This is a genomic window from Massilia brevitalea (assembly GCF_030711405.1).
Lineage (GTDB): Bacteria > Pseudomonadota > Gammaproteobacteria > Burkholderiales > Burkholderiaceae_D > Telluria > Telluria brevitalea.
Genome location: NZ_JAULSI010000013.1, coordinates 1 through 16399, shown reverse-complemented (window position 1 = coordinate 16399; position 16399 = coordinate 1). Strand labels below are relative to the sequence as shown.

Genomic DNA, 16399 nt, shown 5'->3' with positions numbered 1-16399 from the left:
GAAGTCAATCCGCGCATTATAAAATAGAAGCCGGACCGGGCATCGGTTGGTTTTTTGCAGACTTTTTAAAGAAGAGCTTATGTACAAGATCGTATTCATGCGCCACGGCGAATCCACCTGGAACCTCGAGAACCGTTTCACGGGCTGGACCGACGTCGACCTCACCGAAAAGGGTGTCAACGAGGCGCGCAGCGCCGGCCGCGTGCTGCGCGAAGCCGGCTTCGCCTTCGACCTGGCCTACACCTCGGTCCTGAAGCGCGCCATCCGCACCCTCTGGCTGGCGCTCGACGAAATGGACCAGATGTACCTGCCGATCATCAACGACTGGCGCCTGAACGAGCGACACTACGGCGCCCTGCAGGGTCTCGATAAAGCCGAGACCGCCGCCAGGTTCGGCGACGAGCAGGTGCTGGTCTGGCGCCGCAGCTACGACACGCCGCCGCCGGCGCTGGAGGCATCCGACGAACGCGTCTCGTTCGCCGACCCGCGCTACGCCGGTCTCGACAAGGCGCAGATCCCGCTCACCGAATGCCTGAAGGACACCGTGGCGCGGGTGATGCCGGCCTGGGACGAGGAAATTGTTCCCGCCATCCGCGCGGGCAAGCAGATCCTGATCTCGGCCCACGGCAACAGCCTGCGCGCCATCATCAAGATGCTCGACAACATCAGCGACACCGACATCGTCGGCCTGAACATCCCGAACGGCCAGCCGCTGGTGTATGAGCTCGACGAAAGCCTGAAGCCGATCCGCCACTATTACCTGGGCGACCAGGAAGCCATCAACGCCGCCATGGCGGCCGTGGCCAACCAAGGGAAGGCGAAATAAGTCTTGCGTTTTCCAGTCAAGAAATCGGCCGGCAGCGCGCTGCTGTGCGGCCTGCTGGCGCTTGCACTGATCCTGCCGCCGGCAGGGTCGGCGCTGGCCGCCGGTAAACCCACCGAACGCAGCCGTCAAAAGGCGGCCGCCGAAGCCAAGCGCGCCGGCATCCAGAAGCAATTGTCGGTGCTGAAGAAAGAAATCAGCCGTACCGAGGACGAGAAGGAAGACGTGGCCGACGATTTGGCCGAGTCGGAAGCTGCGATCTCGAACGCGAATCGTTCCCTGCGCGACTTGGCCAACGAGCAGAGCGAAACCAATGCGCGCCTGCAAGACCTGGCCACCGAACACGGACGCTTGGAGCAAACAATTGTTTCGCAGAAAAAACAATTGTCGGCCCTGCTGCGCGAGCACTATGTGGCCGGCAACGAGGACCGCATCAAGCTGCTGCTCTCGGGCGACAACCCGAACCGCATCAACCGCGATTTGCAGATGATGGCCTATGTGTCGCAGGCCCAGGCGCGCCTGATCGACTCCCTGAACGCGAACCTGGCGCAGGTGCAGGAAAACCGCGACAAGGTCGAGAACGCCAAGACCGAGCTGGAAGAAATCGCCCAGGAGCAGCGCGATCAAAAAGCGGTGCTGGAAAAGGAAAAAGCGCGCCGCGCCACCTTGCTCAGCAATTTGTCGAGCAAGCTGGTGGTCCAGCGCAAGCAGGCCGATACCCTGCAGCGCGACGAGCAGCGCATGAGCGGCCTGGTCGACAAGCTGACCCAACTCATCCGCCAGCAGGCCGAAGCCGAGCGCAAACGCCAGGAAGCCCTGGCCGCCGCTCGTGCCAAGGCCGCGGCCGAAGCCAAGGTTCGCGCCGAAGCACGCGCCGCCGCCAAGGCCGAACGCGAACGCGAGCGCGAACGCCTGGCGCGCGAGGCGAAGAAAGCCGGCAAGCCGGCGCCGAAACCGCTGCCCGAGCCGGAAGAGCCGAAGGTGGCCGAGCAGCCGAAGCAGGAAGAACGCACGCCGGACATCTCGCTGGCGCCAGCCGCGCCGGCCGGGGCCTTTGCCAAGATGAAGGGACGTCTCAGCAGCCCGCTGAGCGGCACCATCGCGGCGCGCTTCGGCGCCAAGCGCGGTGGCGACGGCCCGAGCTGGAAGGGCATGTTCATCAAGGCGCCGGAAGGCAGCGAAGTGCGCGCCGTGGCCGTCGGCCGCGTGGTGCACTCGGGCTGGATGCGCGGCTTCGGCAATTTGATCATCGTCGACCACGGCGGCGACTACCTGTCGATCTACGCCAACAACCAGACCCTGCTCAAACGTGTGGGCGATGCCGTGCGCGGCGGCGAGCCGATTGCCAGCGCGGGCAATACCGGCGGTAACGAAGAATCGGGTCTATACTTCGAGCTCAGGCATCTTGGCAAGGCATTCGATCCGGCGAGCTGGATCAACTTCTAGGGGTAAAGATGGGTAACAGAGCGAAAAACGCGGGGCTGGTCGGCCTGGGACTGGTGGCCGGTGTCGCCCTCACGGTGCAGATGTCGGCCTGGGCCCAGAAAGGCGAGGGCAGCCCGCTGCCGCTGGAAGAACTGCGCCAGCTGGCCGACGTGTATGGCCTGATCAAGAGCGACTACGTGGTGCCGGTCGAGGACAAGAAGCTTTTGTCCGAAGCCATCTCCGGCATGGTCGCCTCGCTCGACCCGCACTCGGTCTACCTCGACCAGAAGGCCTACCGCGAAATGCGCGAGAGCGTGCAGGGCAAGTTCGTTGGCGTCGGCATCGAAGTGTCCAGCGAAGATGGCTACGTAAAAATCGTCTCGCCGATCGAGGATTCGCCGGCCTACCGCGCCGGCATCAAGGCAGGCGACCTGATCACCCGCATCGACAATACCCCGGTCAAGGGCTTGTCGATTGATGACGCCGTGAAAAAGATGCGTGGCAAGCCCGGCACCAAGGTGACCCTGACCATCGCCCGCCGCGGCGACGACCGCCCCTGGGTGGTGCCGGTGATGCGCGAAGAGATCCGCGTCCAGAGCGTGAAGGCGAAGATGGTCGAGCCTGGCTACGCCTGGGTGCGCATCAGCCAGTTCCAGGAAGCCACGCTGCAGGAACTGGCGAGCAAGACTGCCGCGCTGTACAAGGATAATCCCGGCATCAAGGGCCTGGTGCTCGACCTGCGCAACGACCCGGGCGGCCTGCTGCCAGGGGCGATCGGCGTCTCGACCGCCTTCCTGCCGAAGGAAGAATTGATCGTCTCGACCAAAGGGCAATTGCCCGACTCGAATGCGTCCTTCTATGGCCGCCGCGAATTCTATGCGCCACGCGGCGCCGATCCGCTGGCAAAATTGCCGGCCGAACTGAAAAGCGTGCCGATGGTGGTGCTGGTAAATGGCGGCTCGGCCTCGGCCTCGGAAATCGTCGCCGGCGCCTTGCAGGACTACAAGCGCGCCATCGTGATGGGCAGCCAGACCTTCGGCAAGGGCTCGGTGCAGACCCTGCGTCCGCTGTCGGCCGACACCGCGATCAAGCTGACCACGGCGCGCTACTACACGCCGAAGGGCCGGCCGATCCAGGCCACCGGCATCGTGCCCGATTTGGCGGTGGAAGAGACCGCCGAAGGCGACGGCCTGAACGCCCTGCGCGTGCGCGAAGCCGATTTGCAGCGCCACCTGACCGGCGAAAACGAAAAGCCGGACGCGAACAGGGCGCGCGACGAAGCCGAGCAGCGCCAGAAAGCGCTGGCCGCACTGAAGAACCGCCAGCCATTGGAACTCGGCGGCAAGGACGACTTCCAGCTGGCCCAGGCCTTGAATCACTTCAAGGGCTTGCCGGTGAAGACGGTCAAGCCGGAGGCGAAAGAAGCGAAGGAAGCGGAAGCGGCCGAGCCGAAGGAATTGCCGGGTGCGGAGACCAAACCGCCGGAGATCAAGGGCGGTAAAAAGTAATCCTGGCCCTGGCGCTGTTCGGCCAGGGACCGTGACCGTAGGGTGGGCCGGGCCGCGCTAGGCACCCCGTGCCCACGCGGTTACGGGCGTATCCTTTTGCCCGATGCGGTGATGGATCGCCTGCAAAGCAACCATGAACAGCGAACCTGCTTGGCGTTCTGATTCCGCTCTGCGTTTGCGAGCGATGTATCACGGCAGGGAGTGCAAGGTCACGCACGTAACCGCGTGGGCACGGAGTGCCCACCGTACGGTTACCGTTCCTGGTCTCGATCGCCCGCCCGACATATTTCCATTCCCATGAACGACACCCAACTCCTGCGCTACTCGCGCCACATCCTGCTCGACGACATCGGCATCGAAGGCCAGGAACGCCTGCTGGCCGCGCACGCCGTCATCATCGGCGCCGGCGGCCTCGGCTCACCGGCCGCCCTGTACCTGGCCGCCAGCGGCGTTGGCCGCATCACCCTGGTCGACGATGACACCGTCGATCTCACCAACCTGCAGCGCCAGGTCATGCACACGACCGAACGGATCGGCATGCCGAAGGTCGAGTCCGGCCGCGCCGCCCTGCACGCCATCAACCCCGAGGTCGAGGTCATCGCCCTGTGCGAACGGGCGGACGCAGCACGCCTGCTGGAACTGGCCCGCCACGCCAGCGTCGTGCTCGACTGCAGCGACAATTTCGCCACCCGCCACGCCGTCAACCGCGCCTGCGTCGCCACCGGCACCCCGCTGGTGGCCGGCGCCGCCATCCGTTTCGACGGCCAGTTGTCGGTGTTCGACATGCGCCAGGAAACCTGCCCCTGCTACGCCTGCGTCTTCCCGGAAGACAGCGGCTTCGAAGACATTGCCTGCAGCACCATGGGTGTGTTCGCCCCGCTGGTCGGCATCGTTGGCGCGGTCCAGGCTGCCGAGGCGCTGAAACTGATCATGGGCGTGGGCCAGCCGCTGGCCGGCAGGCTCCTGATGCTCGATGGCCGCGCCATGGAATGGACCAGCATCGGCGCCGCCCGCAATCCGGCCTGTCCTGTCTGCGCAGAAAGACCCGCGCACGTTTGACGGTCCCCAAGGACTAGCTCTGCAATACAATGCGTCACCTTGCCAGCGCAGCGCGACACATTCACGATGGTCGCTACCGTCAATCGGCCTTATACTAAGCCGATTGTTCCAATTGTTCCGATCCACTCATCCAAGATTGACTATGCAGATCGTTTCGCACCGTGCAGTTGGCCGCCGTTTCGCGCGCGGCTTCACCCTCGTTGAAATCATGGTGGTCGTGGTCATCATCGGCATCCTGGGCGCCCTGGTGCTGCCGAAGGTGCTGGGCCGTACCGGCGAATCGCGCGTGGTCGCCGCCAAGACCGACATCGCCACCCTGATGCAGGCGCTCAAGCTCTACAAGCTCGACAACCAGCGCTACCCGACCACCGAGCAGGGCCTGCAAGCCCTGACCACGAAGCCGACCTCGGGCCCGTCCGCGAACGGCTGGAAGGAAGGCGGCTACGTCGAGCGCCTGCCGAAAGATCCGTGGGGCAACCCTTACCAGTACCTGCAGCCGGGCCTGCATGGCGAGATCGACGTGTTCTCGTTCGGCGGCGACGGCCAGGCCGGCGGCGAAGGCGAAGATGCCGACGTCGGTTCCTGGCAGCAGTAACGCCTGACCATGGCTGCCGTCGCGGCGCCGCGCAGGGGCACCGGCCGCAGGAAACCTGCCGGCGCCGGCTTCACGCTGGTGGAAATCCTGGTCGTGATGGTCATCATCGGCATCACGCTGGGCATGGTGTCGCTCAATGCGATCCCGAGTCCGCGCCAGGACCTCGACAACGAGGCCAAGCGCCTGACCCTGCTGCTGCAGCTGGCGCGCGACGAAGCCATCGTGCGCAACCGCGAAGTGGCCTTCGAGGCCACGCCCGAACACTACCGCTTCATGGTGCGCAACGAAACCGGCTGGATGGCCATGAACCAGGATGACCTGCTGCGCGAACGGCCTTTCCGCAACGCGCCGCTGCGCCTGCTGCTCGACCCGCCCGTCGCCGCCAACGGCAACCTCGGCAGCGGCGACCTGCTGCGCATCACCTTCGGCCGCGAACCCGTGCACAAGCCTTTCCGTCTTACCCTTGCCACTGGCAACTACAGCGTGGCAATCCAGGCCGACGGCGTCGGCCACTTCACCGTCGTCGAACCTGGCGAAGGCGCCCCATGAACACCCGTGCCGCACGCGGCTTTACCCTGCTCGAAGTGCTGGTGGCGCTGGTCATCGTCGGCACCGCGCTCGGCGCCGGCCTGCGCGCGATCGGCAGCCTGGCCCAGAACAGCGCCGGCCTGCGCGCCTCGATGATGGCGACCTGGTCGGCCGAGAACCGCCTGGTGCAGATCCGCCTGAACCGCGAATTCCCGGAAGTGGGCAAGCGCAATTTCGACTGCGTCCAGGGCGACCTGAACCTCACCTGCCAGGAAGAAGTGCTGGTCAGTCCGAACCCGCTGCTGCGCCGGGTCGAGGTATCGGTGTACGACAAGGCCGCGCCCGAGCGCCGCATCCTGAAACTGGTCCAGCTGGTCCTGAGGCGATGACACCCGGCATGCACAAGACGCGCGGCTTCACGCTGATCGAACTGCTGGTGGCGATCGGCATCCTGGCCATGGTGGCCGTGCTCGGCTGGCGCGGCCTGGACGGCATCGTGCGTGCGCGTTCCTCGCTGACCGAGCAGATGGAAGCCACGCGCGGCATGCAGCTTGCCTTTGCCCAGCTGCAAAGCGATGCCGAGCATGCGGCCGATGCCAGCATCCTTGGACGCCGTCCCTTCCTGCAGCAGAACGAGGGCCGCATCACCCTGGTGCGTACCGTGTTCAACGAAAACGAGCCGGCGCGCCTGCAAGTCATCGCTTATCGCCTGGTGAACGGGCAATTGCTGCGCCGCGAATCGATTGCCACGCGCGACCTGGTCCAGCTCGACGCGCTGTGGCAGGCGGCCATTACCGACGCCGACACTACCCCGCCGGTGGTGCTGCAGGGCGGCATCGAGGCAATGGGCGTGCTGGTCTGGCAGAACGGCGCCTGGCGCGCGCAGGTCGAAACGAATCCGCAAGCGCCGGTCACGAGCGCCTCGGCCCTGGCCGTGACCGGCCTGCAGGTGGTGCTGCGCACGCGCGGCTACGCGCAGCCGCTGACCAAATCCTTCCTGCTGGGGAGCCTCTGATGCGGCCTTGTCGCTCATGTCGTCGGCAGCGCCAGCGCGGCGTCGCCGTGATCACCGCCTTGCTCCTGACCACGCTCGCCATCACCATCGTGGCCAGCCTGTTCTGGCAGCAGCAGGTCGAGGTGCGCTCGATGGAAAACCAGCGCCTGAACCTGCAGACGCGCTGGATCCTGCGCGGCGCGCTCGACTGGTCGAGCGTGGTGCTGCGCCAGGACGCCATCGACCACCGCGACCATACCGTGCTGACCCACGTCTGGGCCACGCCGCTGGCCGAAACCCGGCTCGACCAGTATATCGAGCGCGAGCGGGTCGAAGGCGAAGTATTCGACGCCACCCTGTCCGGCAGCATTACCGACGCCACCTCGCGTTACAATCTCACCAACCTGACCAACAACGGGCGGATCGACCTGGCGCAGATGGCGATCCTGGCGCGCCTGATGACCAATTTGCAGATGAATCCGGCGCTGGCGAAGACCACGGCCAACCTGGTCGCAGCCGGGGCGCCGCCGGCGGTCAGCACCGGCATGGTCGATCCCATCACCGGGCAGGAAGTGGGCGACACCGTCGGCAAGCAGGGCGACGCACCGACCCAGGCCAACAATGCCGAAGACGGCGGCCAGGGCGGTGTCGACAATACCGGCGGTGTCGACGATGGCAGTGGCGGCCTGGGCGGGTCGTCCGGTGCGCCGCCGCAGACCCAGGCCGTGTCGCGCGAAGGCATCGGTACGCCGATCCGCTTCCTGGAAGTCGAGGATTTGTTGGCAGTAAAAGGTTTTACGCCGGAGATGGTGGAAAAGCTGCGGCCCTTCGTGACGGTCTTGCCGGAGGCGACGCCGGTGAACGTGAATACCGCGCCGCCTGAAGTGCTGGCGGCGGTGATCCCGAATTTTTCGCTGTCCGAGGCGAACGCGCTGGTGCAGCGGCGCAGGAGCGCGCCCTGGCGCGATTTGCAGTATTTCATGACCGAGCTCGGCGGGAATACCCCGGTGCCGGGCTCCGTGAGCGTGCATAGCGATTATTTCATCGTGTCCAGCCGCATCCGGCTCGACCGGGGCGCCCTGAACGCCGACGCGCTGATCAAGCGCGCCGCGTCCTTCGGACCCGGCAGCATCACGGTGGTCTGGGTTCGTCAAAACTAGAAGAAAGCGAGACGGTTTGACTACACTTTATATCCGGCATCCCGCGCGCGCCGAAGGCGAAGGCGCCCCGTGCCGCTTTGCCGTCGTGGGCGACGCCGGCGCCATCGAGCAGCAGGGCGAAGGCGCGCTGCGCAACCTGACCGACCTGGTCGCCGCCAGCCGCCGCGTGGTACTGCTGCTGGCCGGCGCCGACGTCAACCTGATTTCCGTGCAGGCGCCTCCGCTGTCCGGCAACAAGCTGCGTGCGGCACTGCCCGGCCTGGTCGAGGAACACATCCTGGGCGACCCGCTCGATTGCGTGCTGATGGCCGGGCCGCAAGCCGGCGACGGCACCCGCCCGGTGGCGGTGGTGCAGCGCGAGTGGATCGAGCCGCTGGTGCGCATCCTGCTGGGGCAGGGCGCGCGCGCCGTGGTGGTCCTGCCGGCCCAGCTGTGCCTGCCGCTGCAGCCGGGCGGCGTGAGCGCTGCCATCGGCGGCACGATTGGCAGCAACGAGCTGCTGCTGAGAACGAGCCAGTACGGCGGCCTGGGCCTGGCGCTGGACGCGAATCCCGCCGCCGCCCTGCAAACCGCGCGCGCCCTCGCCGGCGACGCCCCGCTCACCCTGTATGTGCCGCGCGAGCAGTTGGGCGAGTACGGCGTGCTGCTGGCCGAGGCCGGCCCTGCCACCCAGCTCGAGGCCGACGACTGGGCGCACTGGGTGAACGGCGCCAAGAGTACCGGTTTCGACCTGGTCCCGGCGCTGGGCGCGGCCGGCGCCCGCCAGCGCGACTGGCGCCGCTGGCGCGTGCCGATCGCCCTGGCCCTGCTGGCCGTGGCGGTGAACCTGGCCGGTTTGAACATCGAATGGCTGCGCCTGCGCGGCGAATCGAACGCGGTGCGCCAGCAGATGACGCAAACCTACCGCTCGGTCTACCCGAACGAACCGATTTCCGATCCGGTGGCGCAGATGCGCCAGCATATCCGCCTGGCCCAGGCCGGCAGCGGCCAGATCGGCGCCGACGAATTCCTGTACCTGGCCGGCGCCTTGGGCGACGCAACACGGGAAATGCCGCGCCCGCCCGGAATTACATCAATGGAGTACAAGGAACGGGCACTGCATTTGCGCGTCAAACCGGAAACGGTCGACCCTGGCGGGGTGCAGGCGCTGCGTGCATCCTTGTCGGCACGTCATTTGAATCTCGAAGAAACCGCGCCCGCCAACTGGACGGTGCGCAGCACAGGAGCCAAGCCATGAGTCTGGGCAGCACAATCGGCGGGGTGCGCGAACGCGCCCAGGCCTACTGGATCGCACGCACCGACCAGGAGCGGCGCTATCTCACGACCGGTTTCGCCGTGGTGGTGCTGGCGCTGCTGTACATGGTGCTCGTCGAGCCGGCCGTCGAGGGCCGCGCCCAGCTCCAGCGGTCGGTACCGGCGCTGCGCCAGCAGGCCGCCGAGCTGGCCGGCATGGCCGAGCAGGCGCGCGGCCTGGCCGGGCAGGCGCCGGTGCCGGTCACGCCCATGACCCAGGAAACGCTGAATGCCAGCCTCGCAGCGCGCGGCATCAAGCCCGCTTCGCTCTCGCTCACCGGCGAATACGTGCGCATGCAGGTGAACGGTACCTCGTTCGCCAATTTGCTGGTCTGGCTCGACGCCCAGCGCCGCGAAAACCGTGTTGCAGTACAAGAAGCCACGTTCAGCGCGCAAGACCCGGCCGGCCAGGTCGACGCCAGCCTGACCCTGCGCCAGGACACCGGGATCGGTGCCCGATGAGGCGTATCCTGTTGTGGACAGGCGTCGTTGCGCTTGCAGTGGCCGTCACGGTGCTGGTGTTCCTGCCGGCCAGCTGGCTCGGCAACATCGTCGAGCGTCAGAGCGGCGGCCGTTTGACTCTCGGAGACGCCACGGGTACGCTCTGGAACGGCTCAGCTTTCGTGGGTGGGGCGCCGGGGCCGGGCGGGGCGGTCACGCCGCTGCTGCCCGGGCGTTTCAGCTGGCGCCTGTCGCCGCTGGTGCTGTTCGGCGCGGTGAACATGACGCTGGAAAACCCGCAGGCCCTGGCCCAGCCGGTGCTGGTGGAAGGCAGCTGGAGCGAATGGCAGGTGAGTGCCGGGCAATTGCTGCTGCCGGCGGGGGGGCTGGCCGGGCTCGGTGCGCCGCTGAACACGCTGGCGCCCTCGGGCAAGATCCGGCTCTCCTGGAACCAGCTCGACCTGGTACGCGAAGTCAACAATGTCAGGGTCACGGGCCGTACCGTCCTGAGCATGGACGACATGGGCTCGCGCATGGCGCCGATCCGGCCGCTGGGCAGTTACCAGATGGCGATGGACTGGCGCGGCCCACAGGCCGACCTGGTGCTCTCCACGGTGCGTGGCGCGCTGCTGCTGTCGGGATCGGGGCAATTACAGAACGGACGCCTGCGCTTTTCGGGGCAGGCAGCGGCCGCGGACGGCTACGAAGACACGCTGGGCAACATGCTGAACCTGCTCGGGCAGCGTCGCATGGTGAACGGTAAAAACATAATCGCACTCGAGTTCAGATAATGAAAACATCCTTCCGTCGCACCCCTGGCAGCAGTTCCACCACCCCGGCGCTGCACCGCATCGCCGCCGGTGCCATGCTGTGCTGCACGCTGTTCACGGCCCTGCCCGTGCCTGTGTTCGCGCAGGAAAACTCCGCCGCCCTCAGCTTCGTGAACGCCGACATCGAATCGGTGATCAAGGCCGTCGGCCACTACACCGGCATGACCTTCATCGTCGACCCGCGCGTCAAGGGGACGCTCACGCTGCAGTCGGAAAAGTCGCTGACCAAGAGCCAGGCCTTCGGCCTGCTCACCTCGGCGCTGCGCCTGCAGGGCTATGCGGTGGTCACCACCGGCGAGGGCTACGCCAAGGTCGTGCCCGAAGCCGAGGCCAAGCTGCAATCCTCGCCGACCCAGGTCGGCACCCGCGGCTCGCGCGTCCAGGGCGACCAGATCGCCACCCAGATCTACCACCTGCAATACGAATCGGCCGCGAATCTCACCGCCGTGCTGCGCCCGCTGATTTCGCCGAACAATTCCATCATGGCGAACCCGGGCAACAACAGCCTGGTGATCACCGACTACGCCGACAACCTGCGCCGCCTGTCGCGCATCATTGCCGCGCTCGACGCGCCGGTGGCGGCCGACCTCGACGTGGTGCCGATCCGTAACGGCATCGCCAGCGACATCGCCACCCTGGTCGGGCGCCTGATGGAGCCGGCCGCCGGCGGCGATTCCGGCCGCGTGGCCGTGCTGGCCGATCCGCGCACCAACTCCATCGTGGTGCGCGCACCGTCGCAGGCGCGCGCCAACCTCGCCAAGTCGCTGATCGCCAAGCTCGACCAGCCGACCACCGAGCGCGGCAACATCCACGTGGTCTACCTGAAGAACGCCGACGCCACCAAGGTCGCGCAAACCCTGCGCGCCGTGGTCTCGCAAGACGCTTCGGCGGTGCCGGTGCAGCAGCAGGGCACGACCGGCGGCAACATCCAGGCCGGCGCCCAGGGCGGTACCGGCGGCAACCTCGGCGGCCAGCAAGGCCAGCAGAGCAGCATCGGCATGGGCGGCACCGGCAATACCTACGCCCAGCAGGGCCAGGCCACGGCCACCGGCGCCGGCGGCGGCCAGGGTTCCGGCTTCATCCAGGCCGACGCTTCCACCAACAGCCTGATCATCACCGCGCCGGACGCCGTTTACCGCAACCTGCGCGGCGTGATCGACCAGCTCGACGTGCGCCGCGCCCAGGTCTATATCGAGGCCCTGGTGGTGGAAATGACCTCCAGTAAAGCGTCGGAATTCGGCGTCCAGTGGCTCGGTTTATCGGGCGACAACGCCAGCAAGTACCGCATCGGCGGCATCCAGTCCTTCAATGGCACCGGCAGCAACAACCTGATCAACCTGGCCGCCGCGGCCCGCGGCGGGCTCAGCGGCGAGAACGCCAGCATTCCCTCGCTGCCGGGCCTGACGCTGGGCGTGTTCCGCCAGATCAATGGCGAGCTGGGCCTGGGCGCCGTGGCCAGCGCCCTTGAAAACGGCGGCAACGCCAACATCTTGTCCACACCGAACATGATCACCCTCGATAACGAGCTGGCGACCATCAAGGTAGGTCAGAACATCCCGATCATCACGGGTTCGTTCACCACGGGCACGAGCGGCGCCAATAACCCGTTCCAGACCGTCGACCGCAAGGACATCGGCCTCTTGCTGAAGGTACGCCCGCAGATTTCCGAGGGCGGCGTCGTCAAGCTGTCGATCTATCACGAGAATTCGGGCATCGACAGCTCCATCACGCGGACCGAAGGCATCGTGACCACGGTGCGTGCCATCGAAAGCAATGTCCTGGCCGACGACGGCCAGATCATCGTGCTCGGCGGCCTGATCCAGGACAACTCGAACTCCGGCGAGGAAAAGGTACGTGGGCTGGGGGACATTCCGGTGCTCGGCAACCTGTTCAAGTATCGCTCGCGTACCCGCGACAAGACCAACCTGATGGTGTTCCTGCGCCCCGTCGTGGTGCGCAGCAAGGAACAGAACAACAGTATCTCGATGGACCGCTACGAATACATGCGCGCCTTGGGTATTTCCTCGCAGCCGCAGGACGATACGATCCTGATGCGCAACCTCGGCGCGCCGGTCCTGCCTCCCTTGAACAATGGCCAGCCTCCGGCAGGCGGCGACATGGCAACCTTGCCGCCGCCGGCGCCGCCGCCGGTCCGTCCAGGCGCCGCAACCGGTACGGGAACGGCCCAGCCGGCCCAGCCGGCAGGCCAGCAGGCGCCTGTGCCCGAGTACCGTCCAGTGCAGCCATCGAACCAGAATTGATGAGCCATGACTAATTTGTTGCCTTACGCCTTTGCCCGCGACCACGGGGTGCTGGCGCGCGCCGGCGACGACCCGGCGCAAAGCGTCGAAGTGCTGATCTCGAACAGCACGCCGCCGGCGGCGATCGCCGAGGTGTCGCGCCGTTTCGGGCGCATCGCGCTGCGCCGCCTCGACCGCAGCGAACTCGACGACGCCATCGCCAGCGCCTATTCGTCGGCCGGCGGCGACGCCAACCAGGTCGCCGACGAATTCGACGCCGACCTCGACCTCACGCGCCTGCTGCAGGACGTGCCGGCCATCGAAGACCTGCTCGAATCGTCCGACGACGCACCCGTCATCCGCATGATCAACGCGCTGCTCACGCAATCGCTGCGCGAAGGCGCGTCCGACATCCATATCGAACCCTTCGAGCAGACCTCGGTCGTGCGCTTTCGCATCGACGGCGCCCTGCGCGACATCGTGCGTCCACGCAAGGGCATCCACGCCTCGCTGATCTCGCGTATCAAGATCATGTCGCAGCTCGACATCGCCGAGAAACGCCTGCCCCAGGATGGCCGCATCACCCTGCGCATCGGCGGCAAGCCGGTCGACGTGCGCGTTTCCACCTTGCCGACCGGCCACGGCGAGCGCGCCGTGCTGCGTCTGCTCGACAAGGAAGCCGGCCGCCTCGATCTCTCGCACCTGGGCATGAGCCCGGACCTGCTGCCGCAGTTCGACAAGCTGATCAACCAGCCGCACGGCATCGTGCTCGTTACGGGCCCGACCGGTTCCGGCAAGACCACCACGCTGTACGCCGCGCTGTCGCGCCTGAACGCCTCGACCACCAACATCATGACGGTGGAAGACCCGATCGAGTACGACCTGAACGGCGTCGGCCAGACCCAGGTGAACGCGCGCATCGACATGACCTTCGCCAAGGCCCTGCGCGCCATCCTGCGCCAGGACCCGGACGTGATCATGATCGGCGAGATCCGCGACCTGGAAACGGCGCAGATCGCGGTCCAGGCTTCGCTCACCGGCCACCTGGTGCTGGCAACCCTGCATACCAACGACGCCGCCGCCGCCGTCACCCGTCTGCTCGACATGGGCATCGAACCCTTCCTGCTGTCCTCGTCGCTGCTGGGCGTGATGGCGCAGCGCCTGGTGCGCAAGCTCTGCCCGCAGTGCAAGAAAAGCGATGGCGTGCAATGGCATGCCGTCGGCTGCGAGCGCTGCGGCCACACCGGCTACCAGGGCCGTGTCGGCGTCTACGAGCTGCTCGAAACCGACGAAAAAATCCGCGCCCAGATCCACAACCAGGCGTCCGAGGCCGACATCCGCGCGGCCGCGCAGTCGAGCGGCATGCGAACCATGCGCGAAGACGGCGAACGCTGGCTGCGCGAAGGCGTCACCACGCAGGCGGAACTGCTGCGCGTGACGAAGGACTGAGGCCATGCCGGCATTCCGTTACGAAGCCGTCGATGCAGGCGGCGCCACGCGCAAGGGCGTGGTCAATGCCGACAGCCCGCGCGCCGCGCGTGCCGACCTGCGTACCCAGGGGTTGACACCGCTCACCGTCGAAGCGATTGCGGCCCAGGTCGATGCCTCCGGCGCCACCCGTGCGCGCGGCATCGGCGAGCGCCTGTCGCAAAACGAACTGGCGCTGTTCACGCGCCAGCTGGCCAGCCTGCTCGAAGCCGGCCTGCCGCTGGAGCAAGCGTTCACGGCGCTGCTCGAACAGGCCGAAAAGCCATACCTGCGCGACCTGATCGCCTCGATCCGCTCGGAAGTGATGGGCGGTATCTCCTTCTCGGCGGCACTGTCGCACCACCCGCGCGACTTCGCCGAAATCTACCGCGCCCTGGTGGCCTCGGGCGAGCAGATCGGCCAGCTGGCACGGGTGCTGTCGCGCCTGGCAGACTACATCGAGCGCCGCAATGCCTTGGTGCAGAAGGTGCGCCTGGCCTTTACCTATCCGGCCATCGTCACCGTGGTCGCGTTCGCCATCGTGATCTTCCTGCTCACCTATGTGGTGCCGCAGATCGTCTCGGTGTTCGCGAATACCAAGCAAAAACTGCCGCTGCTCACGGTGATGATGCTGGCCGTGTCCGACTTCATGCGGGCCTGGGGCATCGTGCTGGGCCTGGCCCTGGTCGGCGCCTGGTTTGCCTGGCGCAATGCGCTGAAGAATCCCGTGCTGAAACGGCGCTGGCACACCTGGCTGCTGACCGCGCCCATCTACGGCAAGTTCGAGCGCAGCCTGAACACGGCGCGTTTCGCCAGTACCCTGGCGATCACCACCGGGTCCGGCGTGCCGATCCTGCGCGCCCTCGACACCAGCCGCGAAACTTTATCGAACGTTGCGATGCGCGAGCTGGTCGAACAGGCGACGGGCAGCGTGCGCGAAGGCGTCAGCCTGGCGCGGGCGCTGTCGGCGCAAAAGCATTTCCCGCCGATGCTGGTGCACATGATCCGCGCCGGCGAGATCACCGGCGAACTGCCGGCCATGCTGGAGCGTGCCGCCAACTCGCAGCAGGCCGACCTCGAGCGCCGCACCCTGACCATTGCCGGCCTGTTGGAGCCGGTGCTGATCCTGGCCATGGGCCTGGTCGTGCTGCTGATCGTGCTGGCCGTCCTGATGCCGATCATTGAAATCAACCAGCTGGTGCGCTAACAAGGACATCATGAAGCGTTTGCCCCTCCTTCTCACCCTGCTTGCCCTGGTCTTCCTGGCGGTTTCGGCCACCTATTGGGGCATGCAGTTGTACAAGCCGCAGCAGCGCGCGATCGCCGCTGCGCCGCCGGCCGGCATTCCCGAGCCGGCGCCCGATGCCGCCGCCACCCTGTTCGGTGGCCAGGCCGCCACGGCCGTCGTCACCAACTACCAGTTGACCGGCATCGTCTCGGCCGGACGCGACAGCGTCGCCATCATCGTCGCCGACGGCCAGCCGCCGAAAGCCCTGAAAGTCGGCCGCGAGCTGGCCCCGGGCGTGACGATCAGCGAAGTGCATCCGCGCTACGTGATGTTGTCCGACGGCGGCGTCATGAAGCGTGTGGAACTGATGGCGGACACCAAGCCGGCGATCCCGCTCTCGGGCGCGGCCATGCCGCCGCAGGCGCCGGCCATGCAGGCCGCCCCCGTCGGCGCCATGCCGGCGGTCGAACCGCAAACCGCGCCGGGCGCCGTGGTGCGCGGCCCGCCGCCGCCGGGAGAAGTCGACCCGGTGGTGGGGCCGAACGAAGAACCGCCGCAGGAAACCCCACCATCGCCGGCCGCCGCCAACTACAACCAGGCCGTGCAGGGCAACAACGTGCCACCGCCGCCAGCCGAGCCGCAAATGCCCCCGCCCACGCGCGTGATGGGACAGCCGTCCAGCGAGCAGCCGACGCAGTAACAAGATCTCCAGGCGCGAGCGAAAGGTCCGCGTTCCCGCAGACTATAGCCAGGCCAGCGGCCACAACCGTATCTATGGACTCCACCCGTTTTGCAAGAAGAAGATTGA

16 protein-coding genes are annotated in these 16399 nt (G+C 66.7%); all 16 read left to right on the top strand.

Annotation, left to right across the window (positions count from 1 at the left end; all coding sequences use genetic code 11):
- The first annotated feature begins 79 nt into the window (after positions 1–79).
- The 16 genes from gpmA to QWL29_RS10020 all read left to right on the top strand — a co-directional run bounded on the left by gpmA (position 80) and on the right by QWL29_RS10020 (position 16291).
- Positions 80–826, top strand: a complete 747-nt coding sequence (gene gpmA, locus QWL29_RS10095; RefSeq protein WP_305822762.1) for a 2,3-diphosphoglycerate-dependent phosphoglycerate mutase — start codon at positions 80–82, stop codon at positions 824–826.
- 3 nt (positions 827–829) lie between these two features.
- Positions 830–2269, top strand: coding sequence for a murein hydrolase activator EnvC family protein (locus QWL29_RS10090; protein ID WP_370663687.1), 1440 nt, complete (start codon positions 830–832; stop codon positions 2267–2269).
- Positions 2270–2277: 8 nt separating this feature from the next.
- The gene (locus tag QWL29_RS10085) at positions 2278–3756 is read left to right on the top strand and encodes a S41 family peptidase (RefSeq protein ID WP_305822761.1); all 1479 of its coding nucleotides are present in this window, start codon (positions 2278–2280) and stop codon (positions 3754–3756) included.
- Between the two features lie 297 nt (positions 3757–4053).
- Entirely contained in the window at positions 4054–4815 is a 762-nt protein-coding gene (locus tag QWL29_RS10080) for a HesA/MoeB/ThiF family protein (RefSeq protein WP_305822760.1), read from the top strand.
- Between the two features lie 142 nt (positions 4816–4957).
- Positions 4958–5410 (top strand): type II secretion system major pseudopilin GspG, encoded by a 453-nt coding sequence (gene gspG / locus QWL29_RS10075; protein WP_229436040.1) that lies wholly within the window; start codon positions 4958–4960, stop codon positions 5408–5410.
- A gap of 9 nt (positions 5411–5419) precedes the next feature.
- Entirely contained in the window at positions 5420–5959 is a 540-nt protein-coding gene (locus tag QWL29_RS10070; protein WP_305822759.1) for a GspH/FimT family pseudopilin, read from the top strand.
- On the top strand, positions 5956–6327 hold the full coding sequence (gene gspI, locus QWL29_RS10065) for a type II secretion system minor pseudopilin GspI (protein WP_305822758.1): 372 nt from the start codon (positions 5956–5958) through the stop codon (positions 6325–6327). Before QWL29_RS10070 ends, gspI begins: the two co-directional genes overlap by 4 nt.
- 8 nt (positions 6328–6335) lie before the next feature.
- Positions 6336–6953 carry a PulJ/GspJ family protein gene (locus QWL29_RS10060; RefSeq protein WP_305822757.1) on the top strand — a complete coding sequence of 206 codons (618 nt, stop codon included), beginning with the start codon at positions 6336–6338 and terminating at the stop codon, positions 6951–6953.
- Entirely contained in the window at positions 6953–8092 is a 1140-nt protein-coding gene (gene gspK / locus QWL29_RS10055) for a type II secretion system minor pseudopilin GspK (protein ID WP_305822756.1), read from the top strand. Before QWL29_RS10060 ends, gspK begins: the two co-directional genes overlap by 1 nt.
- Before the next feature lie 16 nt (positions 8093–8108).
- Positions 8109–9329, top strand: a complete 1221-nt coding sequence (gene gspL, locus QWL29_RS10050) for a type II secretion system protein GspL (protein ID WP_305822755.1) — start codon at positions 8109–8111, stop codon at positions 9327–9329.
- Entirely contained in the window at positions 9326–9847 is a 522-nt protein-coding gene (locus QWL29_RS10045; RefSeq protein ID WP_305822754.1) for a type II secretion system protein M, read from the top strand. The genes gspL and QWL29_RS10045 overlap by 4 nt, the downstream gene beginning before the upstream one ends.
- Complete coding sequence (gene gspN, locus QWL29_RS10040) at positions 9844–10617, top strand: type II secretion system protein N (protein WP_305822753.1); 774 nt, start codon at positions 9844–9846, stop codon at positions 10615–10617. The genes QWL29_RS10045 and gspN overlap by 4 nt, the downstream gene beginning before the upstream one ends.
- On the top strand, positions 10617–12917 hold the full coding sequence (gene gspD / locus QWL29_RS10035; protein WP_305822752.1) for a type II secretion system secretin GspD: 2301 nt from the start codon (positions 10617–10619) through the stop codon (positions 12915–12917). The genes gspN and gspD overlap by 1 nt, the downstream gene beginning before the upstream one ends.
- Before the next feature lie 6 nt (positions 12918–12923).
- Positions 12924–14345 (top strand): type II secretion system ATPase GspE, encoded by a 1422-nt coding sequence (gspE, locus tag QWL29_RS10030; RefSeq protein ID WP_305822751.1) that lies wholly within the window; start codon positions 12924–12926, stop codon positions 14343–14345.
- Between the two features lie 4 nt (positions 14346–14349).
- Positions 14350–15570 carry a type II secretion system inner membrane protein GspF gene (gene gspF / locus QWL29_RS10025; protein WP_305822750.1) on the top strand — a complete coding sequence of 407 codons (1221 nt, stop codon included), beginning with the start codon at positions 14350–14352 and terminating at the stop codon, positions 15568–15570.
- A 10-nt stretch (positions 15571–15580) separates the two neighbouring features.
- Positions 15581–16291: a type II secretion system protein N gene (locus QWL29_RS10020; RefSeq protein WP_305822749.1), complete on the top strand. Its 711-nt coding sequence runs from the start codon at positions 15581–15583 to the stop codon at positions 16289–16291.
- Positions 16292–16399: the final 108 nt, after the last annotated feature.

Excerpts from the sequence above, each read along its gene's own strand:
- gpmA (WP_305822762.1), top strand. The coding sequence starts at position 80 with ATGTACAAGATCGTATTCATGCGCCACGGCGAATCCACCTGGAACCTC.
- QWL29_RS10085 (WP_305822761.1), top strand. The coding sequence starts at position 2,278 with ATGGGTAACAGAGCGAAAAACGCGGGGCTGGTCGGCCTGGGACTGGTG.
- QWL29_RS10080 (WP_305822760.1), top strand. The coding sequence starts at position 4,054 with ATGAACGACACCCAACTCCTGCGCTACTCGCGCCACATCCTGCTCGAC.
- gspG (WP_229436040.1), top strand. The coding sequence starts at position 4,958 with ATGCAGATCGTTTCGCACCGTGCAGTTGGCCGCCGTTTCGCGCGCGGC.
- QWL29_RS10070 (WP_305822759.1), top strand. The coding sequence starts at position 5,420 with ATGGCTGCCGTCGCGGCGCCGCGCAGGGGCACCGGCCGCAGGAAACCT.
- gspI (WP_305822758.1), top strand. The coding sequence starts at position 5,956 with ATGAACACCCGTGCCGCACGCGGCTTTACCCTGCTCGAAGTGCTGGTG.
- QWL29_RS10060 (WP_305822757.1), top strand. The coding sequence starts at position 6,336 with ATGCACAAGACGCGCGGCTTCACGCTGATCGAACTGCTGGTGGCGATC.
- gspK (WP_305822756.1), top strand. The coding sequence starts at position 6,953 with ATGCGGCCTTGTCGCTCATGTCGTCGGCAGCGCCAGCGCGGCGTCGCC.
- QWL29_RS10045 (WP_305822754.1), top strand. The coding sequence starts at position 9,326 with ATGAGTCTGGGCAGCACAATCGGCGGGGTGCGCGAACGCGCCCAGGCC.
- gspN (WP_305822753.1), top strand. The coding sequence starts at position 9,844 with ATGAGGCGTATCCTGTTGTGGACAGGCGTCGTTGCGCTTGCAGTGGCC.
- gspD (WP_305822752.1), top strand. The coding sequence starts at position 10,617 with ATGAAAACATCCTTCCGTCGCACCCCTGGCAGCAGTTCCACCACCCCG.
- gspE (WP_305822751.1), top strand. The coding sequence starts at position 12,924 with ATGACTAATTTGTTGCCTTACGCCTTTGCCCGCGACCACGGGGTGCTG.
- gspF (WP_305822750.1), top strand. The coding sequence starts at position 14,350 with ATGCCGGCATTCCGTTACGAAGCCGTCGATGCAGGCGGCGCCACGCGC.
- QWL29_RS10020 (WP_305822749.1), top strand. The coding sequence starts at position 15,581 with ATGAAGCGTTTGCCCCTCCTTCTCACCCTGCTTGCCCTGGTCTTCCTG.